This is a genomic window from Bradyrhizobium sp. IC3123, assembly GCF_020193625.1.
GTDB classification, from domain to species: Bacteria; Pseudomonadota; Alphaproteobacteria; order Rhizobiales; family Xanthobacteraceae; genus Bradyrhizobium; species Bradyrhizobium yuanmingense.
On sequence record NZ_JADYVF010000001.1, the window covers coordinates 469302 to 489934 of the forward strand.

The 20633-nt window shown below is 65.5% G+C and carries 17 protein-coding genes; 6 read left to right on the top strand and 11 right to left on the bottom strand.

Features of this window, described 5'->3' with window-relative positions; all coding sequences use genetic code 11:
* The first annotated feature begins 193 nt into the window (after positions 1-193).
* Positions 194-1036, top strand: a complete 843-nt coding sequence (locus I6F20_RS02485; RefSeq protein ID WP_036013504.1) for a hypothetical protein — start codon at positions 194-196, stop codon at positions 1034-1036.
* A 63-nt stretch (positions 1037-1099) separates the two neighbouring features.
* On the opposite strand, the gene I6F20_RS02490 is transcribed toward I6F20_RS02485, so the two are convergent.
* The 4 genes from I6F20_RS02490 to I6F20_RS02505 form a co-directional block, all read right to left on the bottom strand.
* Positions 1100-2311: an ABC transporter substrate-binding protein gene (locus I6F20_RS02490; RefSeq protein WP_225124959.1), complete on the bottom strand. Its 1212-nt coding sequence runs from the start codon at positions 2309-2311 to the stop codon at positions 1100-1102.
* 42 nt (positions 2312-2353) lie between these two features.
* Positions 2354-3205, bottom strand: coding sequence for a fumarylacetoacetate hydrolase family protein (locus tag I6F20_RS02495; RefSeq protein ID WP_225124960.1), 852 nt, complete (start codon positions 3203-3205; stop codon positions 2354-2356).
* Between the two features lie 23 nt (positions 3206-3228).
* Positions 3229-4752: a bifunctional 3-(3-hydroxy-phenyl)propionate/3-hydroxycinnamic acid hydroxylase MhpA gene (gene mhpA / locus I6F20_RS02500; protein ID WP_225124963.1), complete on the bottom strand. Its 1524-nt coding sequence runs from the start codon at positions 4750-4752 to the stop codon at positions 3229-3231.
* Positions 4753-4824: 72 nt separating this feature from the next.
* A complete protein-coding gene (locus I6F20_RS02505; RefSeq protein ID WP_036029106.1) occupies positions 4825-5616 on the bottom strand; it encodes a DNA-binding transcriptional regulator in 792 nt (263 codons plus the stop codon).
* Between the two features lie 147 nt (positions 5617-5763).
* Here I6F20_RS02505 and I6F20_RS02510 point away from each other — a divergent pair, with 147 nt between their 5' ends.
* The gene (locus I6F20_RS02510) at positions 5764-6747 is read left to right on the top strand and encodes a VOC family protein (protein WP_225124965.1); all 984 of its coding nucleotides are present in this window, start codon (positions 5764-5766) and stop codon (positions 6745-6747) included.
* Positions 6748-6765: 18 nt separating this feature from the next.
* Here I6F20_RS02510 and I6F20_RS02515 read toward each other — a convergent pair whose 3' ends face one another.
* Positions 6766-7428: a response regulator gene (locus I6F20_RS02515; RefSeq protein WP_225124968.1), complete on the bottom strand. Its 663-nt coding sequence runs from the start codon at positions 7426-7428 to the stop codon at positions 6766-6768.
* Complete coding sequence (locus I6F20_RS02520) at positions 7425-8807, bottom strand: sensor histidine kinase (protein WP_225114973.1); 1383 nt, start codon at positions 8805-8807, stop codon at positions 7425-7427. The genes I6F20_RS02515 and I6F20_RS02520 overlap by 4 nt, the downstream gene beginning before the upstream one ends.
* Positions 8808-8993: 186 nt before the next feature.
* On the opposite strand from I6F20_RS02520, the gene I6F20_RS02525 reads away from it, so the two are divergent.
* Positions 8994-9878 carry a DUF3280 domain-containing protein gene (locus I6F20_RS02525; protein ID WP_225124969.1) on the top strand — a complete coding sequence of 295 codons (885 nt, stop codon included), beginning with the start codon at positions 8994-8996 and terminating at the stop codon, positions 9876-9878.
* Here the strand turns inward: I6F20_RS02525 and I6F20_RS02530 are convergent.
* The 3 genes from I6F20_RS02530 to I6F20_RS02540 are packed head-to-tail and all read right to left on the bottom strand — an operon-like array spanning position 9868 to position 12905.
* Positions 9868-10899 (bottom strand): L-idonate 5-dehydrogenase, encoded by a 1032-nt coding sequence (locus I6F20_RS02530; RefSeq protein ID WP_225124971.1) that lies wholly within the window; start codon positions 10897-10899, stop codon positions 9868-9870. The genes I6F20_RS02525 and I6F20_RS02530 overlap by 11 nt on opposite strands.
* Before the next feature lie 26 nt (positions 10900-10925).
* Positions 10926-11693, bottom strand: a complete 768-nt coding sequence (locus I6F20_RS02535; protein WP_225124973.1) for a glucose 1-dehydrogenase — start codon at positions 11691-11693, stop codon at positions 10926-10928.
* 12 nt (positions 11694-11705) lie between these two features.
* A complete protein-coding gene (locus I6F20_RS02540; protein WP_225124975.1) occupies positions 11706-12905 on the bottom strand; it encodes a mandelate racemase/muconate lactonizing enzyme family protein in 1200 nt (399 codons plus the stop codon).
* A 177-nt stretch (positions 12906-13082) separates the two neighbouring features.
* Here I6F20_RS02540 and I6F20_RS02545 point away from each other — a divergent pair, with 177 nt between their 5' ends.
* Together I6F20_RS02545 and I6F20_RS02550 are read left to right on the top strand one after the other, a co-directional pair.
* Positions 13083-13847, top strand: coding sequence for a GntR family transcriptional regulator (locus I6F20_RS02545; protein ID WP_225124977.1), 765 nt, complete (start codon positions 13083-13085; stop codon positions 13845-13847).
* Positions 13848-13988: 141 nt separating this feature from the next.
* Positions 13989-15353, top strand: a complete 1365-nt coding sequence (locus I6F20_RS02550; RefSeq protein WP_346275341.1) for an MFS transporter — start codon at positions 13989-13991, stop codon at positions 15351-15353.
* 9 nt (positions 15354-15362) lie between these two features.
* On the opposite strand, the gene I6F20_RS02555 is transcribed toward I6F20_RS02550, so the two are convergent.
* Both I6F20_RS02555 and I6F20_RS02560 read right to left on the bottom strand, forming a co-directional pair.
* Positions 15363-16613: an arsenic transporter gene (locus tag I6F20_RS02555; RefSeq protein WP_225124981.1), complete on the bottom strand. Its 1251-nt coding sequence runs from the start codon at positions 16611-16613 to the stop codon at positions 15363-15365.
* Positions 16614-16738: 125 nt separating this feature from the next.
* Positions 16739-19216: a hybrid sensor histidine kinase/response regulator gene (locus I6F20_RS02560; protein ID WP_036029124.1), complete on the bottom strand. Its 2478-nt coding sequence runs from the start codon at positions 19214-19216 to the stop codon at positions 16739-16741.
* A gap of 217 nt (positions 19217-19433) precedes the next feature.
* Between I6F20_RS02560 and I6F20_RS02565 the strand changes: the two genes are divergently transcribed.
* Entirely contained in the window at positions 19434-20504 is a 1071-nt protein-coding gene (locus I6F20_RS02565) for a zinc-binding metallopeptidase family protein (RefSeq protein WP_225124983.1), read from the top strand.
* Positions 20505-20633 lie beyond the last annotated feature (129 nt).

Below are 20633 nucleotides of genomic sequence, written 5' to 3' on the forward strand. Positions count from 1 at the left end.
GATTTCAAATGTCCAATAGATTCGCCATCCATGGGAAAATTGTCCGATATGTGGACACTCGGCTCAGCGCTTCTTGCGCCTTCCGGGCACCGCTGGAACGACCGGGCACACAGATTTTTGTCGTGATTGCCTGTCGTTCCGTGACAGGATTATTACGACGACGTGTCAGATCGATAATTTTGCGGAGCGGTTCATGTTGCAGTGGCAGGCGCGGTCAAATCCCCTGGCGTGGTGGTGGGGATCCCTCACGCTTGTGAGCAGCGCCAATATCCTCGTCTGGTTCATGCTCTATCGTGAGTTCTATCCGACGCCTTCGGCCAGCCTCGGTGGCGGCTCGGACATCGGGCTGATGTTCCTGCTGTGCGCCGGCTATGTGTTCGGCTGCGCCTTCCGTTCGGTGCTGCCGCGCGCCGACGTGCAGCGCATCTGCCTGTTCGACACCTGGCTCTCCAGCGTCGCCGTCGGCCGGACGGTGGCGACGGTGGCCGAGCTCTGCTTCGCCGCGCAATGGGCCATCATCCTGCATCAGCTCGGCAAGATGACGGGCGCGGAGACCGCGGTGAACATCGCGCTCGTGATCGTGCCGATCATCATCATCGCGGAATGCTTCTCCTGGTACGCGGTGGTGACGACCAACTTCCTCTACAACGCGATCGAGAATTCGCTGTGGGCTGTGACCTTCTTCCTGGCCGGCATCGCGCTGTGCCGCCTGATGCCGGAATTCCAGGGCGTGGTGCGCTGGGCGCTGATGTCAGGCATCGTCGGCATCGCCTGCTTCCTCGCCTTCCTCATCACCGTCGATGTGCCGATGTATCTCAGCCGCTGGCGGGCAGGGCATGAAGAGGGCAACACATTCCTCGGCTTCCTCGAAGGACTGCATGACGTCTCGACGCGCTGGGTGGTGACCCATGACATCGCGCACTGGAAGGGCGAGCTGACCTGGATGTTCCTGTATTTCAGCGCCGCGGTGTGGTCGAGCCTCGCGCTCTGCGCGCTCTACGCGATGGAAGGCTATCTGACGCGCTATCTCGCCTGACGGTCAGATTCCAACTTGACGCGTTCTCTGAAGCGAAGCGGTATCCACTTCGCTTCAGAGGCTTTATTTGCCGACCAGGCTGCATTTGCTGCGATCGAGCGGGCGGAAGGCCTGGTCGGGCGGGATCGTCGCGACGAGCTTGACGAAGTCCCACGGGCCCTTGGATTCCTCCGGCGTCTTGACCTGCACCAGATAGAGATCGTGCACCATGCGTTGGTCCTCGCGAATGCGGCCGTTGGGGGTGTAGGCGTCCGACACCGGCGTTGCCTTCATTTTGGCCATCACGACGGCGCCCTCGTCGGAACCGGTGTCCTTCACGGCCTGCAGATAGTGGCGCACGGCGGAATAGACGCCGGCCTGGATCTGCGAGGGCATCGCCTTGCGGCGAGCATAGAATGCATCGGAGAATCTCCGGGCGGCCGGCGAGACATCCTCGAAGAAGGAGGTGACGATGAGATCACCGCGCGTCGCTTTGAGCCCAACCGCCTCGATGTCGACGTTCTGGAACGACATCGGCACGATCTTCATGCCTTGGCTGGCGAGGCCGAACTCCTCGGCCTGCTTGATCGCGGTCGCGTTGTCGCCGGCAACGTTGATGGCCAGGATCTTGGCGCCCGACGACTGCGCCTGGAGTAGGAATGAGCTGTAATCGGGCGTGCCGAGCTGCGCCTTGACGCTGCCGGCGACCTTGCCGCCGAGTGCGGCGATGCGCTCGCGCGCGGTCACCTCGATCGAATGGCCGAAGGCGTAGTCGCCGGTGATGAAGAACCAGGGCTCCTTGCTGGTCTGCATGATGCCGGAGACCACGGCGGTCGCGGTGGAATAGGCGTCCTGGGTCCATTGCACGCTGGTCGGCGCGCACGCTTCATCGGTCAGTCGGTTCGCGCCGGCGCCGGAGATGAGGAATATCTTGCCGTTGCCGCGCACCAGCTCCTGCACCGCCAGCGCTGCGCCGGAGCTGCCGCCATCGGCGACGGCCTGGACGCCGTCGCTGAACCATTTTCGCGCCAGCGATGCGGCGAGATCCGGCTTGTTCTGGTGATCGGCCTGCAAGATCTCGATCGGCTTGCCGTTGATCTTGCCGCCGAACTCCTCGGCGGCCATTCGCGCCGCTTCGACCGAGCCCGGACCCATGGCGGTTGCAAACACGCCGTTCATGTCGGTGAGGACGCCGATGCGGATGGCCTCGCCTTTGATCTCGGCCCGCGCGGGGAGGGGCGCGAGCGCAAGTGCGATCAGGAGGGTGGCGGCGGAGGTGGCGCGGGTCGTGCCCATGGCGTTTCCTTGATGTTATCGTTGATTGATCGATGTTGACGGTCAGGCCGGTTCGGCGATCACCGTGTTGCGCAGGGTGCCGATGCCGGAGATCTCGACCTCGACGGTGTCGCCGGGGCGCATCCACAGCGGCGGCGTGCGCTTGGCGCCGACACCGCCCGGCGTGCCCGTGACGATGACGTCGCCGGGCAGGAGCGGACAGATGGTGGAGATGTAGGCGATCAGCTCGGGGATGGCTGTGATCAGGAGATTCGTCGTGGTGTTCTGCACGACGTTGCCGTTGAGCCTTGTCTGCAAGGTGAGCTTCGACGGATCCGGAATCTCGTCGGTCGTCACCAGCCACGGACCGAAACTGCCGCTCTCGGCAAAGGTCTTCCCGGCGAGGAATTGGCTGGTGTGGCGCTGCCAGTCGCGGATGCTGCCTTCGTTGTAGCAGGAATAGCCGGCGACGTGGTCGAGCGCGCGGCCAGGGGGGATGTGACGGCCCGCCTTGCCGATGACGAGCGCGAGCTCGCCTTCGTAGTCGAAGTCGTCGCTCACCCCAGGTTTGACGATGGGCTGGAGATGGCCGACCTGGCTACAGGCGAAGCGCGCAAACAGCGCCGGCTTTTCGGTGACGGTGCGGCCGGTCTCGGCGACGTGATCGCGATAGTTGAGGCCGACGCAGATGATCTTGCCGGGATCGGGAATCACGGGCGCGAAGTTGATCTTGTCGAGCGGATGATCAGGGGCCGCGGAGGCGGCCAGCCTTGCCGCCTCGGCGAGCTGACCGGCTTCGAGCAGCTCCCGCAGCGTGGTGCACGCCGCCATCCGCGCGCCGAGATCGACGACGCCGTTGTCCTTGACGGCGCCGAAGGAGGGGCGTCCGTCCACACTGAATGAGAGCAGCTTCATGAAATGTCCTTGACACGGTTCGGTCAGGCCGCGGAGGGCGCTTGGGCTGAAGGAATTTGGGTTGGAGGCGCGATGGCGGCGATGAGGCGGTCGAGCTCGGCCTCGTTGCGGGCGGAGCCGCGGATGTAACGGTCGGGACGAACCAGTGCGGCGATGATGCCGTGCTCGCGCAGCCAGGGCCCAAGATCGTTGGCATCGTCGCTGGTCAGGATCTTGATCCCCGTCCGCGACAGCGCGAGACGCGATGAGAGTGCCGCCGCCGTCTCGACGAGCAGCACGTGGTTGTAGCCGGTCCGGTCATCGCTGCGGCTGGCGTCGGTCAACGTGAACTGCGGCGCGAGATGTCCGGCGAGCGGCAGGTCGCCGAACACTAGTCCGGGGCCGAGCAGGGGCTTCTTCACGTCCAGCTTGACCGGCGCGTTCTCGCGCGCTTCGCCGGCGGCAAGGCCGGCCTCGATCGCCTTGGTGTTGATGACACCGCCGAGGCGAATGGCGAGCTCGATGAACGCGCGCACATGCGGCAGCCGTTCGCTCTGATAGGTGTCGAGCAGATCGGGCGCGGCGCCTTCGCGGATCACGCTCGCCAGCTTCCAGGCGAGGTTGGCGGCATCGCGAATGCCGGCGCACATGCCCTGGCCGAGGAACGGCGGGGTCTGGTGCGCAGAATCGCCCGCGAGCAGCAATCGCCCGTTCCGCCATTGCTGCGCGATGACCGAATGGAACGTGTAGACCGCGGCGCGCTCGATCTCGGCATCGGCGGGCGTGATCCAGCGCGACAGCAGCTCCCAGACCTTCGCGGGTTGCGCAACGTCCTGCGAATCCTCGTCCGGGAGAACCGTGATCTCCCAGCGGCGCCGCGTGCCGGTGCCGCGCACGTAAGTCGCGGGCCGGCTGGGATCGCAGTGCTGAAGGCTGTAATCACCGAGGTCGTCGCGCACGCGCTTGAGCAGGACGTCGATCACGAGCCAGCGCTCGTGGAAGCCGAGGTCGTCCATGCCCGAACCGATGAAGCGGCGCACTAGGGAGCGGGCGCCGTCGCAGCCGATCACGTAGGCGGTTCGGACCTCGCTGAGCCTCCCGTTAGAGAGGTCTTCGCAGCGGACGCGCACGCCGTGCTCGTCCTGATCGAGCGCGAACACCTCGCAGCGGTTGCGCAAGGTGACGTGCGGCCAGCGGGCGAGGCCACCGATCAACGCGTCCTCCAGATCCGGCTGGTGGAAGCGGTAGCTGAGATGCCAGCCCATCGGCGTCAGCGTTTGCGGACGGGACCAGTCCAGCAGCATGCGGCCGGCTGCATCGAGAAACAGCATGCCGGGACTGAGAATGACGTGCGGCAGGATCGCCTCGGCAAGCCCGATGGTCTGGAACACGCGCATGCATTCATCGTCGAAATGCACCGCGCGCGGCAGATGATAGGTTCGCGCCTCGCGCTCCAGCACCAGAGTCCGCACGCCGCACAGGCCGAGCAGGTTGGCGAGCGTGGCGCCCACCGGCCCGCGGCCGACGATCACGACGTCAAACTCTTCCGGGGTGGATTTATCTTGCATGGGGTATCTCTTCCCCAAGCAGGGCCGGCGCATCAACGCCGGCGCGGCAAGTGTCCGCCCAGCGGACGGCCTCTATTCCGCAACAGGAATGGCCGACGCCGTTTCCAGCAGCTGGCTCGCAAACTGCGCGACCGCTTCCTCGATCCCAAGCGCCGAGCGGATCCAGATGATCGAGATGCAGCCGAATACGGCGCCGTCCCGCACGATGGCAACGGCAATCGAAGCCGTCTTGGGATTGTATTCGCCCTCGGTTCGGATCGCGTAACCTCGCGCCGCGGTCTCGGCGATCATGCGGTCGAGCCGGCCCTGGTCGAGGAAGGGGCGGTCGTCGGCCTCATCGATGCGGCGGAGATGATTGATGATGAGATCGCGTTCGCGCGCAGGGCAGGCGGCGAGATAGGCGCGGCCCGCAGACGTGCGCAGCATCGGCAGGCGCTTGCCGATCATGCCGCGGTCGATCGAGAGCGGGCTGCGAGAGTGGGTGGTCTCCTGCACCACCATCGCCGCGTTCTCGTAAGTCGAGAGATCGACCGGCCAGACCAGCTTCTTGCTGAGATCGGCGAGATAAGGCGCCGCCGCCTGGCAGATCACCACGCCGGGATCGTAGCCGTCGCCGAGGCTTAGGGCACGCCGGGTGACCCGAAATCGGTCGTCGCTGGCGCTGCGGGCGATATAGCCGAGCTCCTCCAGGGTTTCGAGGAGGCGGTAGACGGTGGGTCGGGGCAGGTCGAGCGCACGGGCGACGTCGCCGGCGCGGATGCCGCCGGAGCGGTTGACCTCGTGCAGCACGTCGAGCCCGCGCTTGAAGGCACGGACGCCCTCAGACTGCCGAGGCTGGCCGTTCCGCGTCCGCTCCTTGGACACTTCCTATTTCCTCCCTTGTGGCACATCGCGGCGCGCTTATTGTCGTTGCGAACGCGAGGCGATTGCGGAACGCCACCGTAGGATCGCGCGCGGCCGGTATCAAGCTCGCCGCAGTACGGCGACCGCGATGCCTCCGGGAGGAATTCGATGGAAATCGCAGCGCTCGGCTATATCGGAATCAGTTCATCCCAGCTCGATCAGTGGAGCCGGATGGCGACCGGGCTGCTCGGCATGCAGCAGGTCGATCGCGGCGGCAAGATGCGGGCCTTCCGCATGGACGACCGCAAGCAGCGGCTGATCGTCGACGGCGGCAGCGATGCCGGCCTTGCGATGATGGGATGGGAAGTTCCTTCGACCGTCGAACTGGATAAGCTGGCAGGACGGCTCGAAAGCCATGGCATCAGGGTGGTCCGAGGTTCGCGCGCACTCGCTGACGAGCGGCATGTCGCCGAGCTGATCGCGTTCACTGACCCCGCCGGCAACCGGCTGGAGGCCTTTTGCAAGCCGGAGCTTGCGAGCGAGCCGTTCAGGCCGGGTCGCCCGATCTCGGGCTTCCGCACCGGCGCGCTCGGCATGGGGCATGTCGTGCTCAATGTGGAGGACGTGGAGCCGCTGTTGCCGTTCTATCGCGACGTGCTCGGCTTTCACGTCTCCGATTTCGGGCTGAAGCCTTACGGGCTTTATTTCTTCCACGTCAACGGCCGCCACCACTCCTTTGCGATGGTCGGCTCGGGGCGGAAGGCGATGCATCACTTCATGGTCGAGCTCGGCTGCCTCGATGATGTCGGGCAGGGCTACGATCTCGCGCAGATGGACGAGGGACGCATCGCCTACACGCTGGGCCGGCACACCAATGATCACATGACCTCGTTCTACGTGAATACGCCGTCCGGCTTCTTCATCGAATATGGCTGGGGCGGACGCGTCATCGATCCCGAGACCTGGCAGCCGCACGAGACCTTTGATGGGCCCTCCCTGTGGGGCCACGAGCGGCTGCATATGCCGGAAGAGCAGCGCACGCGATTGCGCGACATGCGGCTCGACGCGGCTGCCCGCGGCGTGCGCGTCGCCGATCCGCGCGTGCCGCCGCTCAATTGCGCGTGGCTGGACTCGGTGGTCGCGCGTGAGTGATCTGCGGCGACGCCGCGATCAGGCATCGCCGAGATCGACCTCGGTCAAGATGCCCTGGCGCAGCGCTAGGCGGACCAGCTCGATGTCGGAGCCGACGCCGAGCTTGTCCTTGATCAGCGAGTGCAGGTTCGCCACCGTCTTCGGGCTGACATGCAGCGTCTCGGCGATCTCTTCCGTCGTGTTCTCGGCGAGCAGCAGCCGCAGCACCTCGAACTCGCGTGGCGTCAGCACGTCGGCGGCCGAGCTCTCGCCGCTGATGCGGCTCAGCGCAAGCTCGTGGTCGATGTCGGGGCTGATGGCGATCTTGCCGGCGAGCACGTCCTTGACCGCGCGCACCAGGGTCTCGGGCGGGCTGGTCTTGGTGACGTAACCCCGTGCGCCGGCGCGGATCGCCTGCACGGCGAAGCCGGCGTTCTCGTGCATGGTGAAAACGAGAATCCGTGCCGCCTTGTCCCACTGCCTGATCCGCCTGACGGCCTCGATGCCGCCTATGCCGGGCATGCTGAGGTCCATGATGACGAGGTCGGGCGTCTCGGATTTGTAGAGGCGATAGGCTTCCGCTCCGTCGGCCGCCTCAGCGACGACGCGCAGGCCCGGCTGCTTCTGCAGCACCGAGCGATAGCCCTCGCGGACGACGGAATGGTCGTCGACCAGCAGGATGGTTGCATCCGCTGCGCTCATGCAGCGTGCTCCAGGGCCTCAGAGGCGGCAGCCGGGAGCGGAATGAATACGCGCAGCGAGGAGCCCTGAAGGCCGGTCTCGAAGCTGATCCGGCCGCGAAGCGCGGCGACGCGCTCGCGCATGCCCAGCAGGCCCATGCCCGATTTTGCGGAAGCCTCGTTCGGGCGGCCGTCGTCCTCGACCACGAGAGCAATCTCGCTGTCGGCCATGGTCAAATGCAGGCTAACCTTCGTTGCACCGGCATGCTTGGCCGCGTTGGTGAGTGCCTCCTGCACGATGCGGTACAGGTTGGCACTGACGGAGGCGGGCACGCTGTCGAAGGCGCCGTCGAACCGGATCTCGAAGCGCGGCTGGCCGCGGCTGCGGCCGTTCCACCCCGAGATCAGGCCTTCGAGACTGGCGACCAGGCCGAGCTCCTCGACATCGGGCGGCCGCAGCCGGAACAACGCGCCGCGCAGCGTCTCCATCATGCCTGTCGCGGTGCGGGCGATGCTGTCGCATTCGCCGAGCAGGTCGGGACAGTCCTGCGCCGCAGTCTGGCGGGCGGATGCGGCCAGCGCGCGGATCGCGGCGAGGGACTGGCCGAATTCGTCGTGCAGTTCGCGGGCGAGATGGCGGCGCTCCTCGTCCTGGAGCGCGATCAGCTTCCGCGTCAGCTCGTTGCGCTCGGCAAGCGCAGTGTCGAGGCTTTCGGCGAGGTGGTTGAAGACGTCGCGGATGGCGGAGAGCTCGGCGAGATCGAACGGCGGCAGCCGCGTGGTGAGGTCGCCGGCGGCGATGCGTTCGAGGCCGCTGCCGATCATGCGGGTGGGGCGCAGGGCACGGGCCAGTGCGGCATAGACCAGCGCACAGAGCAGCGGCAGCGCGATCGCAAGCGCGATCATCAGGCGGCCGGCCTCATGCCAGGCCTCTGCCGTCTGCACCGCCGGGTCGATCGAGACCACGGTCTCGCCGAGTTTGGTTCCGCGCACGATCACGGGCCGCGCCGCCTCGCGGCCGGGGTCGAACAGGCTGCGATAGAAGGCGGAGAAGGCTTGCGGCGGCGGGCTCGCCGGGGCAGGCGCGCCGCTACAAAAGCGCTGCAGCATGTCGCCGCTCGCGCTGCGGAAGCCGAGGCAGAGGCCGGGCGTCATCACATGGGCCGACACCGGGTCGAGGTCCGGAAAGTCCGAGCGAGGGCTCGCCGCCCACTGCACCTTGCCTTGCTGCAGCTCCAGCGTCTTGGCCACGATGGCGGCGATCCCGTCGATGCGCGCATGCGCGGCGCTATCGGCGGTGACGAGGAAATAGGTCGATATCACGGCGAAGCAGGCAGCCGATATCGCCGCCACGCGCAGCGTCAGACGGACCTTGAGATCGAATCTCGGGCGATTCCACATCGGCTTGCACCTGGTGCGAACGGGCTTGTCGCGCCTCATTAAAGGGCAGAACGCCGGCGGCGGGAAGCGTTCCCGACTTGCCGCACCGCAATGTCGTGAAAATTTCCCGGCATTGGTCGGGATAGTGGCAGCTGCGGGGCCTGAGGCGGCCCGTCCAGATTTTCGTCCCATCCACGAGGTTCGTTCATGCACCGCTGCCGCCTTGTTCTCTCCGCCTGTCTCCTCCTCGTCCTCTCTTGCTCGCCCCTCGCTGCGCAGGCCGCCATCGGCGTCGCCATGGACGATTTCAGCTACACCGACACTTCGGGCGAGCCGACCGACCAGACCGCGGCCCACGAGCGGCGGCTGGCGGCGTTCATGGCCGCGCTTCGAAGGGACATCGAGGCAGACCAGCGCTACCGCTTGGTGCGATCCGTCCAAGACGGAGCGGTGTTCAAGGTGGTCGGCGGCATTCAGAAGACGAGCACGCTGGTGCAATGGGCCAAGGTCGCCGTTATCGACGTCGGCGCCAAGACGCTTGTGCTGGACAAGCTCTACAGCTTCCGCGGCGACAATGACGAGGCATGGGAGCGCGCCCAGATGTTCGTGTCTCGCGAGGTCATGGCCGCGCTCGGCACGCCTGCGCCGGTCGCGCTTGCCGTGTTCGATTTCGAGCTCGAGGACATGACGGCCGCCTCAGCGGGGACGTCCGGTGCGTCGGATGCGTCATATCTCGCGGAGGTCACTGGCGGTGTGCGCGAGGCGCTCGGCCAATCCGGCCGCTATCGCATCGTCGAGGTCGGCGCAGAGGCGGGGAAGGCCGGCGCTTTGCGGGATTGCGGCGGCTGCGAGGTCTCCATTGCGCGCAAGCTCGGCGCGGACCAATCACTGATCGGCGTGGTGCGCCGCGTCAGCCGCACCGAATACACGCTCGGCTTCCAGGTGCGCGATGCCAGGACCGGCGCGGTACTGGCGCGCGGCGACAGCGGCCTGCGCCTCGGTGCGGACTATTCGTGGAAGCGCGGAGCCGTGCGGCTGGTCCGAGAGCGGCTAATCGAGAGTCAGCAGGCCACCGAGGCTGCTAGAAAGTAAGCTGCACCTTCATTGATTGCGAGCGGTCGGTGGCGAGCTCGAAGGCGGCGACGGCGTTCTCGAACGGCATGGTGGCCGTGATCAGCGGCTTGACGTCAATCAGGCCTTCGCCCATCAGGCGCACCGCCAGCTCGAACTCGGGATCGAAGCGGAACGTGCCGCGCAGCTGCAGTTCCTTGGCGACGATGGAGTTGATCGGCAGCGTCATCTCGCCGCCGAGGCCGAGCTGCACCAGCGTCGCACCGGGCCTGAGCACGTCGAGCGCGGTGCGGAGCGCGGCCTGGTTGCCGGAGGCCTCGAACAGCGTGTCGAACACGCCCTTGCCGGCGCGCCAGGGATCGAGCGCAGTGGCATTGGTCGCGACGTTGATCGCATGCGTGGCGCCGAGCTTCTTGGCGACCGCGAGCGGGGCGTCGGCCACGTCGGTGACGACGATCTCCGACGCGCCGCCGAAGCGCGAGACCAAAATCATCAGCGCGCCGATCGGGCCGCAGCCGGTGATCAGCACGCGCTTGCCGAGCAGGGGGCCGGCCTGCTTGCCGGCATGCAGGCACACCGCAAGCGGCTCGGCGACCGCAGCTTCCGCCAGCGACAGCTTGTCCGAGATCGGCACAGCCTGCGTGGCGTCGACGGTGATGAACTCGCGAAAGCCGCCCTGCACATGGGGAAAGCGCATCGCGCTCCCGAGGAAGCGCATGTCGAGGCACTGGTTGCGCATGCCTTCCTGGCAATGCAGGCAAGCCCCGCACGGTCTGCTCGGGTTGACCGCGACGCGCGTGCCCGGCCTCACATTGGCGACGCCGTCACCGACGTCAGCGACGACGCCGGCGATCTCGTGGCCCAGCGCCATCGGTTGCTGGATCCGCACGACACCGAAGCCGCCGTGATGATAGTAGTGCAGATCGGAGCCGCAGATTCCGCCATTGGCGATCTTGACGCGGACCTCGCCTGGACCGGGCGCCGGATCGGCATAATTGTCGATCCGTAGGTCCTTCGGGGCGTGGATGACAACGGCGCGCATGGCTTGCTCCTTCGTAGTCTTGGCGATTACATCGCGGCGATCATGCCGCCGTCGATATAGATGATCTGGCCGTTGACGTAGGTGGACGCATCCGAGGCGAGGAAGATGGCGGCGCCCACCAGCTCATCCGGCTTGCCCCAGCGCTTGGAGGGAATGCGGCCCATCAGCCAATTGTTGAAATCGGCGTTGTTGACCAGCGCCTCGTTCATGTCCGTGAGCATGTAGCCGGGGCCGATCGCATTGGCCTGGATGCCGTGCTGGGCCCATTCCACCGCCATCGATCGGGTCAGGTTCTTGATGCCGCCCTTGGCCGCGGTGTAGGGCGCGATGGTGGGGCGGGCGAGCTCGCTGCCGAGCGAGCCGATATTGATGATCTTGCCGTGCTTTCGCGGGATCATGCGCTTGGCCGCCTCGCGGCCGATCACGAAGGCGCTGGTGAGGTTGGTCTCGATCACCTTGCGCCATTCGTCGGTGGTGAACTCCACCAGCGGCTTGCGATGCTGGATGCCGGCATTGTTGACGAGGATGTCGACGGCGAGGCCTTGTCTGTCGAACTCGTTGAAGGCGGCGACGATTGCGGGCTCGTCGGTGACGTCAAAGGCGGCGCCTTCGGCCTGATGGCCGGCAGCGCGAAACTCGGCGACGGCCTGCTCGACGCGCTTGGGATCGACGCCGTTGATGATGATCTTAGCGCCGGCCTTGGCCATGCCCTCGGCAATGGCGCGGCCGAGACCACGGGAGGAGCCGGTCACGAGCGCGGTGCGGCCGGAGAGATCGAAGAGGGAAGTGCTCATCTCAAGAATTCCTCAGACGTTGGAGCGGCGCACGGTGAGATCGGTGCGCTCGAAGACGGCAGGCAGGAGGTCGACGCCCAGGCCGGGTCCTTCCATTGGGAAGACATAGCCGTCCTTGATGGTGGGCATCGTGGTGACGAGCTCATTGTACCAGCCCTTGTAGAAAGCGCGCACGGATTCCTGGATCAGAGTGTTGGGCTGGCTGAACGACATGTGGATGGCCGCGATGAAGCCGATCGGGCCAATGCAGTCGTGAGGAGCAAAGGGCCGGTGATAGGTCTCGGCCATTGCGGCGATCTTGCGGCCTTCGGTGAGACCGCCGGTCCAGCACAGATCAGCCATCACCACGTGCATGGCGTCGCGGTCGAGCATGTCCTTGTAGGGAAAGCGCGAGCCCAGCGTCTCGCTGGCGCAGACCCAGACGTCGGTCGAGCGGGCATATTCGGCCAGCGCCTGCGGCGAGTTCATCCGGATCGGGTCCTCGTACCAGGTCGGCTTGTAGGGCTCGAGCGCACGGGCGATCTGCTTGGCGGTCGGCAGATTCCAGAGCGAATGGAGCTCGACCATGATCTCCATCTTGTCGCCGACGGCTTTGCGGATCTTCTCGAACGGCTCGATCGCCTGCTTCATCTGTGCGGCGGTGATGTAGAGGCCCTTGTTCTCCTGCGCGGCGGGATCGAACGGCCAGATCTTCATCGCCCAGATGCCGCTTTCGAGCAGGCTTTCGGCGAGCGCATCGGCATGGTTCATGAAGCCGTCGAGATCTTCATAGGGCCCCTTGGAGGCGCCGAGATTCCAATTGGCCACCGGGCTGATATTGGTCGAGCGCACATATTGCGTGCCGGCGCAGGTGTTGTAGATGCGCTGCTTGTCGCGGCAGAGGCCGCCGAGCATCTGGTGCACCGGCTGGCCGCAGACCTTGCCGAACAGATCCCACAGCGCGATGTCGATCGCTGATGCCGCGCGGTATTCGACGCCGGTCGAGGACTGCGCCATCGGCAGGTTCAGCATGTCGCGATGGATCGCCTCGATGTGCAGGGGATTGCGGCCGAGCAGGCGGCCGGCAAAGGTGTCGTGGATCTGCGCTTCGACCGCGCCAGCGCCATAGAAGGTTTCGCCGAGACCGATCAGACCAGTGTCGGTGTGGATGCGGACCCAGATGACGTTGGAAAATTCCTCGGTGCGCAATGTCTCGATCGACGTGATCTTCACAGCAGCTATCCTCCCATCGAAAGGCGCTTTGCACCCGACGTCTGATTTTGCGCTGCAACATGTTGCAGATCGCGCGGACGTCTTACGCCTGCTTGTAATATATCACAACATGTTTTAAGGGTGCCACAAACAACGCGCCACCCAGCAACGAGAGCGCGGCTGACGGGAGAGGACGGCATGGCACGGCGCAAGCGCACACTCGCGGTGGTGAGACACGACGACGGGGAGGGCAGGCCCTCCCGGCGCAACCGTCTCAACTTCTTCGAGCTGGCTTATCAGAGGATCGAGGAGCTGCTCGTTCATTGCGAGCTCAAGCCCGGACAATTCATGACGATGCTGGAATTGCAGCAAATCACCGGCTTCGGGCGCACGCCGGTGCATCACGCCGTCAATCGTCTCTCCGCCGACACCCTCATCATCATCCGGCCGCGTCACGGCCTCCAGATTGCGCCGATCGATCTGGCGCGCGAGCGCATGCTGCTGGCCTTACGCCGCGACATGGAACGCTTCGTGATCCGCCTCGCGGCCGATCGCGCCAGCCTGTCGCATCGCAATCAGGCGATGCACATCGAGCGTCTGCTGCGCGAGCGCCGCGCGAGCCTCACCCTCGACGAATTCAATCATCTCGACCGCCGCATCGACGCGCTGGTGCTGGAGGCCGCCGGCGAGCCGTTCCTGGTGCACACGCTACGGCCGCTGCACACGCTGTATCGGCGCATCGGCTACATCCACCATCGCTTCATGCCGGGGCAGGCGGATCTGTCAGGCACGATCGATCATCATCTCGCCATTCTTGCAGCCGTCGCCAACCGCCGCGTCGAGGAGGCGGTGAAGGCGAGCGACGCGTTGATCGACTACATGGGCGAGATGTTTACGGGCATGGAGGCGGGGATCGATCCGCGCCTGCTCGATTGCAGCATCGAGCCGCTGCTCGGCGCGTAGAGCATGATCCGGACCCGAAGGGCCGCGCTAGCGCAAAGTGTGCGCGGTTCTCCGAAAAGATCATGCTCAAAACAACAAGCTGAAGCGCGATGAGATCCTGATCTCATCGCGCTTCAGCGAGTTCTGAAGAAAGGAAGAAGAATGTCAACGATGGCGATGCCACAGGCGACCGCGAGCGAAGCCGCGGTCCGCTACCTCATCACGAACTACAGTCCCAAAGGCAACAAGGTCGGCTGGCTGATGATGGCCTCGATCCTGGTCGAGGCCTGGGACCTCTATTCGATCGCCTTCGTGCTGATCTTCATCAAGGAGCAGTACAATCCCGATCCGCTGATGCTGGGCCTTGCCGCCGCCGGCACGCAAGGCGGCGCGCTGATCGGTGCGCTGCTCGGTGGCTGGCTGTCCGACAAGATCGGTCGCCGCGTGATGTTCCTGGTGACGATGGTGCTGTTCATCGTGCTGGCGCTGGCGCAGGCCTTCGTGCCCAGCGTCGGCTGGCTTGTCGTGATCCGCTTCCTGCTCGGCATTCCGCTCGGCTCCGACATCTCGACCGGCTACACCTACATCATGGAATCCATGGCCAAGGGCGAGCGCGAGGTCATGGGCAACCGCTGGCAGTTCATGTTCGCCGTCGGTGAAGTTCTCACCATCGGCGTCATCGTGATCTTCCTTCTGGTCGACATGAACCACGAGATGCTGTGGCGCGTGACGCTTGGTCTCGGCGCGGTGCCGGCACTGATCATCCTGATCATGCGTCATGACGTGCCGGAGACGGCGGTGTGGCTGGTGCAGAAGGGCCGCTACCGCGAGGCCAAGCAGGTCGCGCGCGAGATGTTCAACGACAACCTCGACATGCTGCCGGATCGGGACGTGGAGGTGCCGAAGACCAGCACCCGCGCATTCCTCGCCGACCTCAGGAAGGATCCGATTCGCTGGCGCGCCACCCTCTATGGCTGGATCGCCTGTTTCGCCCAGGCGAGCGAGTTCTCGACCTTCGCGTTCTATCTGCCCGTGCTGTTCGTGATGGTCGGCGTCTCGAGCGTGCTCGGCATCAATGTGGTGACGATGGCGCTGTTTTCCTTCGCAGCGCTGTCGGGATGGGTCGGGCCGCTGCTGACGCCGAAAATCGGCCATCGCGGGATCTCCATCGCGGGCTTCTCCATCGTGCTGGTATCGCTGCTGGTCGCCGCGTTCGCGCTCTACACCGACAACAAGATGCTGCTGCCGTTCGCCGCGGCCGGCATGCTGTGGGGCCATTATTGGGACGCGTCGAACTGCATGACCATCCCGACCATGGTCGCCCGTCCGCAATATCGCGGAACCGCCAGCGGCTTCGCCTACATGTTCGTGAAGCTGCCGTCGTTCCTGGCGATCTTCCTGTTCCCGACGGTGTTCGCCGCGATCGGGCAGGCGAATGCCACGCTGATGGTCGCGATCTTCCCGCTGATCGGATTGCTCGCGGCAATCTTCATCCTGCCGGAAGTCTACGGCTACGAGAACGACTGAAGATGAGTGCTATCTGATCGCGGCGGCTAACGCCGCGATCAGGGCCGGCGGCGTCACCAGCAGGCCGAGCTTGAGGAACGGCCAGGCGCCGACCTCGATCTTCTCGCGCCGGAGCGCAACCAGCCAGAGGATGGTGGCGAGCGAGCCGGTGACCGACAGATTGGGGCCGAGATCGACGCCGATCAGGATCGCGCTGACGACGGGCACCGGCAGATGATCGCTGGCAGCGACGGAGCCGGCGACGAGGCCGACCGGGAGATTGTTGGCGATGTTGTCGGCGAGCGCGGTGGCAATGCCCACGCTCCAGGCCGCCTGCGGGACCGATTGAGCCACCGCCTGGTGCAGCAACGCGCTGAGCTGCGCGATCACGCCGGTCTTTATCAATGCCTCCACCATGACGAAGAGCCCGCCGACGAGCGGCAACACGCTCCAGGACACCCCGCGCAGCACGGGCAAGGGTGATTGCCGGCTGAGCAGCAGCACGATCGCGGCCGTCATGCCGCCGCAGATGAAGGTCGGCAGGCCGAGCTGCTTGTCGAGCGCTGACGCCGTGACCAGCACGATGCCGATCGCGACGATGCCTACTGCGGTGAGCTTGCCGCCGCGGCCGAGCTTGGGATGCGGCACGCTGCGCGCGATCGTCTCTTCCTTCAGCGCGTGGTGCTGGGTCAGGCGCAGCACGATGTAGGTCAGCAGGATCGACGCCGCCGAGGGCAAGGCGAACAGGCGTAGCCATTCCGTCAGGTGCGGCATGCGCGCGCCGAACACGACGAGGTTGGCGGGGTTGGAGATCGGCAGGACGAAACTCGCGGCATTGGCGATGAAGGCGCAGACGAACAGATAAGGCAGCGGCTTCGCGCCGGCCGCGCGCGTCGCGGCATAGACGGCCGGCGTCAGCACGATCGCGGTGGCATCGTTGGAAAGCAGCACGGTCACGAGCGTGCCGACGAGATAGATAAGAAGAAACAGCCGCTGCGGCGAGCCGCGTGCGTATTCCACCGCGAGCGCGGCGAGATAATCGAACAGGCCTTCGAGCCGCGCCAGCTCGGCGATCAGCATCATTCCGATCAGGAAGAGATAGACGTCGAGGCCCTTCTCGATGCCGACAAGCGCGTCCTGCCACGGCAGCAAGCCTGATAGCACCAGGGCGCTCGCGCCGATCGCGGCCCAGATCGCCTCGGGCAGGCGAAACGGCCGGATGATGACGCCTGCGGTCGCGACGACAATGATGCTCCAGGCCCAGATGGCGTCAGACGGCACGTTCAGTCCTTGAGGTTCGGTCAGTCATTCGGCATCGATAACCGATGCGGGAACGGCTGTCTTCCCCTAGAGTCTTGCCGCGGCAACGGACTGGAATTCGTGGCTGCTTCTCGCGAATGTGACACTCACCTTGCCACCGACAGCTTCTCCATGATCGCCTTGCGCAGGATGCGCGAGAGCGATTCCACCGAATACGGCTTCTGGATCAGCTCGAATCCGCGGTGGGCGTTCTCGGCGAGCACGTTGCTGTAGCCGGAAGTGAGCACCACGGGCAGGCCCGGATAGCGCTCGCGGATGATGCCGGCGAGCTCGACCCCGTTCATGCCGGGCATGATGACGTCGGAGAACACGAGGTCGACGGCAAATTCGTTCTCGCCCAGGATCGCCAGCGCCGCGTTGGCATTGGCGACGCGGCGCACGACATAGCCGAGATCCTCCAGGAGCTCGGTGGAGAAGCGGCCGACCTCGTCGTCGTCCTCGACCACGAGCACGCGATAACCACGCCCGGTCGTGGCCGCCTCGTGGCTCAGGGCCGCTGCTTCCTTCTCCGTGGTGGGGCTTTGCGCCTGCGGCAGGTAGATGGTGAAGGTGGCACCTTCACCTTGCGTGCTCGTCACCGCAATGTCGCCCTCGGACTGCTTTGCGAAGCCGAAGGCCTGGCTGAGCCCGAGGCCGGTGCCCTTGCCGACCTCCTTGGTGGTGAAGAACGGCTCGAAGATCTGTTCGAGATGTTCCGGCGCGATGCCGCTGCCGGTGTCGGTAACGGAGATCGCGACATAGTCGCCGCGGCGCGCCGATTGTGCGCGCAGGCTCGGTATTCCCGAGACCTTGCGCACGGCGATGGTGAGGCGGCCTTCGCCGTCCATGGCATCGCGGGCGTTGATGGCGAGATTGATCAGCGCGGTCTCGAACTGGGCGATGTCGGCCACCGTGAAGCAACCGGTGTCCCGAACCTCCACGGCGATCTCGATGCGGGCGCCGACCAGCGGCCGCACCAGCTGCGCCACGCCCTCGACCTGGCTGCCGACGTTGAAGATCTGCGGCTTCAGCGGTTGCCGGCGCGCGAAGGCCAGAAGCTGCGCGGTCAGCTTGGAGGCGCGCTCGACCGTGTCTGAGATGGCATCGACGTAGCGTCGGCGGCGCTCCTCCGGCAGCTCGCGGCGGCGCAGGAAATCGGTCGCAGAGCGGATGATGGTGAGAAGATTGTTGAAGTCGTGAGCGACGCCACCGGTGAGCTGGCCGATCGCCTCCATCTTCTGCGACTGCCGCAGCGCTTCCTCGCCGCGGCGCCGCTCGGTGATGTCCACCGCCTCGGGCACGGCGCCGGTGATGTTGCCCTGGCGGTCGAGCACGGGACGCATGCCGAAGTCGAAATCGCGCTCGCCGATCGGAAGGCGCAGGCGCATCTCCAGCCGCACGGGTTCGCCCTTGAGCACGGTGTCGAAGGCCTCGCGCACGGCGGCACTCATGCCCTCCGTGCCGGTGAACCAGGGTGTGTCCCAGAACGGCTTTCCGACCACGTCCGCGGAATTCGCCTTGATGCCGGCGAGCGCGGTCTTGTTGGCGTAGACCAGCTGGCCCTCGAGATTGACCAGGCCCTGATACTGATTGCTGGTCTCCAGGATCGCGCGCAGCCGCGCCTCGTTGGCTTCGAGCTCGGCGGTGCGCTCGGCGATGCGCTCTTCCAGCGTCTCGTTCAGCCGCCGGAGCTCGATCTCGGCCTGCTTGGCGACGGTGACGTCGTGGGCGACGCCGATGAAGCCGATATGCTTGCCGGTCGCATCCCAGCGCGGCTGCGATTCCGAGCGGAGCCAGCGCCATTCGCCGCTGGCGTTCTTGTAGCGCGCTTCCAGCACGAAGGGTTTGAGGGACGCTTCACCCTGGACGGATTGCTGCAGCACGTGCGGCAGGTCGTCGGGATGCAGCACCTTGCGCCAGTCGAAGTCGATGGCCTGGTCGTAGGGCAGCCCTACGAAATCGACATAGGCCTGGTTGGCGAAGGACCGCTTGCGGTCGAGCTTGGTGACCCAGATCGGCACCGGCGCGCTGTCGGCGATCAGCCGGAAGCGCTCCTCGCTTTCGCGCAGCGTCTCGCGCGCCAGCGCCTGATCGGTCATGTCGATATGAGCGCCGACGAGCCGGATGGCGCGGCCGTCCTTGTCGCGCTCGATCTTTGCGACGACCCGGATCCAGCGGGTCTCGCTGTCGCTGGGGCGGATGATGCGGTATTCGGCGCTATAGTCCTCGCTCGCTCCGGCGAGCGCTTCGAAGAAATGCTTGACAGTGGCGTCGCGGTCGTCGGGATGGATACGGTTGACCCAATCCTCGTGCGACTCCTCGGCGGCTTCCGGCGGAAGGCCGTGGATCATCAGATATTCGGGCGAACGCCGGTTCTTGAAGCCTTCGCGGAAATCGACCTCGACGCCGCCGACCTTGCCGATGCGCTGGATGCGCGCCAGCTCGGCCTCGCGCTCCTGCAGCGCGCGATAGGCATTGTCGCGCTCGCGCGCGACGTCTTCGAGGTGCTGGCGCAGCCTTTCGGCGGCGATGGTCTCGGGCAAGGGTTCGTTCAAGGCATCGGCCGTTGTCATGCAGGTGCGCACGTGCCGGACCGATATTCACACAGACGGAGCGTGATGGCCATTGTTTAGAGGGCAGGTGGTGCCGGGAAATGGGGGCGCGCGCCTGAACGCAGAGAAGTACGCGGTGGTAACGTCCGGTCTGGCAATTTGTTCCGAATACTGGAACGATCGGCGGATTGAGGCGTCGTCGCGAGGTGCCAGCGCGCTCATAGGCTTTCCTTTCCCACGAGGCTAAATCTTGAAGCTCTTTATCTGCCAGGCCTGCGGCAACGTCCTCTATTTCGAGAACCGCGCCTGCGAACGCTGCGGCCATCGGATCGCCTTCCTGCCAGAGAAGGAGACGATGTCGGCGATCGAGGCCGACGGAGACGCCTGGAGCATCCTCGCCGACAAGGGCGAGAGCAGGATGCTCTGCCGGAATGCCGAGTACGACGCCTGCAACTGGCTGACCGACGCTGGCGATAGCACCGGCTATTGCCGCGCCTGTCGCCACAACGGGACCGTGCCGAACCTCTCCGATCCGGCGCAGCTCGCCGGCTGGCGCGAGCTGGAGGTGGCCAAACACCGGCTGTTCTATTCCCTGATCCGCTGGAAGCTGCCGCTCCAGACCCGCCAGGACAATCCCGAGCATGGCTTGATCTTCAACTTCCTCGCCGACGATCCGCACAGCGGCGAGAAGGTCATGACCGGCCATGACAACGGCCTGATCACGATCGCGCTGACCGAGGCCGACGACATCGAGCGCGAGCGGCGCCGGCTCGAGATGGGAGAGCCCTATCGGACGCTGCTCGGGCATTTCCGCCACGAGGTCGGACATTACTTCTGGGATGTGCTGGTGCGCGATGGCGGCAAGCTCGACCAGTGCCGCGCCGTCTTCGGCGACGATAGCTCCGATTACGGCCAGGCCCTGCAGCGCCATTATGCCGAGGGCGCGCCGCCGGACTGGCAGCAGAACTACGTCTCGGCCTATGCCACGACGCATCCGTGGGAGGATTTTGCCGAGACATGGGCGCATTACCTCCACATCGTCGATGCCCTGGAAATGGCCGCCGAGTTCGGCATGGAGGTGCGTCCCAAGGTCGACCGCGACGGGGAGCTGACGGCGCGCATCCGCTTCAACCCGTACGAGGCCAGGGATGTCGAGGTGCTGGTGCACGCATGGCTGCCCTTCACCTTCGCCATGAACAGCGTCAACCGCGCCATGGGCCTGCGCGACCTCTATCCCTTCATCCTGTCGCCCGCGGTGGTCGGCAAGCTGGGCTTCATTCATGACCTGGTCCGGGACGCGGCCAAGGCCGGAAAGTCCTAGGGATGCCGCACGGCAGGCGCGCCGGGCCCATTTCGGTCTTGCGCTGGTACGCCAAAGGCGGCCCGATTTAGACCGTTGCCTCCGGCCCATTTTGATGTACCACGGGAGCCACACGGCCCCTCCCAAAGG

Excerpts from the sequence above, each read along its gene's own strand:
- I6F20_RS02485 (WP_036013504.1), top strand. The coding sequence starts at position 194 with ATGTTGCAGTGGCAGGCGCGGTCAAATCCCCTGGCGTGGTGGTGGGGA.
- I6F20_RS02490 (WP_225124959.1), bottom strand. The coding sequence starts at position 2,311 with ATGGGCACGACCCGCGCCACCTCCGCCGCCACCCTCCTGATCGCACTT.
- I6F20_RS02495 (WP_225124960.1), bottom strand. The coding sequence starts at position 3,205 with ATGAAGCTGCTCTCATTCAGTGTGGACGGACGCCCCTCCTTCGGCGCC.
- mhpA (WP_225124963.1), bottom strand. The coding sequence starts at position 4,752 with ATGCAAGATAAATCCACCCCGGAAGAGTTTGACGTCGTGATCGTCGGC.
- I6F20_RS02510 (WP_225124965.1), top strand. The coding sequence starts at position 5,764 with ATGGAAATCGCAGCGCTCGGCTATATCGGAATCAGTTCATCCCAGCTC.
- I6F20_RS02515 (WP_225124968.1), bottom strand. The coding sequence starts at position 7,428 with ATGAGCGCAGCGGATGCAACCATCCTGCTGGTCGACGACCATTCCGTC.
- I6F20_RS02520 (WP_225114973.1), bottom strand. The coding sequence starts at position 8,807 with ATGTGGAATCGCCCGAGATTCGATCTCAAGGTCCGTCTGACGCTGCGC.
- I6F20_RS02525 (WP_225124969.1), top strand. The coding sequence starts at position 8,994 with ATGCACCGCTGCCGCCTTGTTCTCTCCGCCTGTCTCCTCCTCGTCCTC.
- I6F20_RS02530 (WP_225124971.1), bottom strand. The coding sequence starts at position 10,899 with ATGCGCGCCGTTGTCATCCACGCCCCGAAGGACCTACGGATCGACAAT.
- I6F20_RS02535 (WP_225124973.1), bottom strand. The coding sequence starts at position 11,693 with ATGAGCACTTCCCTCTTCGATCTCTCCGGCCGCACCGCGCTCGTGACC.
- I6F20_RS02545 (WP_225124977.1), top strand. The coding sequence starts at position 13,083 with ATGGCACGGCGCAAGCGCACACTCGCGGTGGTGAGACACGACGACGGG.
- I6F20_RS02550 (WP_346275341.1), top strand. The coding sequence starts at position 13,989 with ATGTCAACGATGGCGATGCCACAGGCGACCGCGAGCGAAGCCGCGGTC.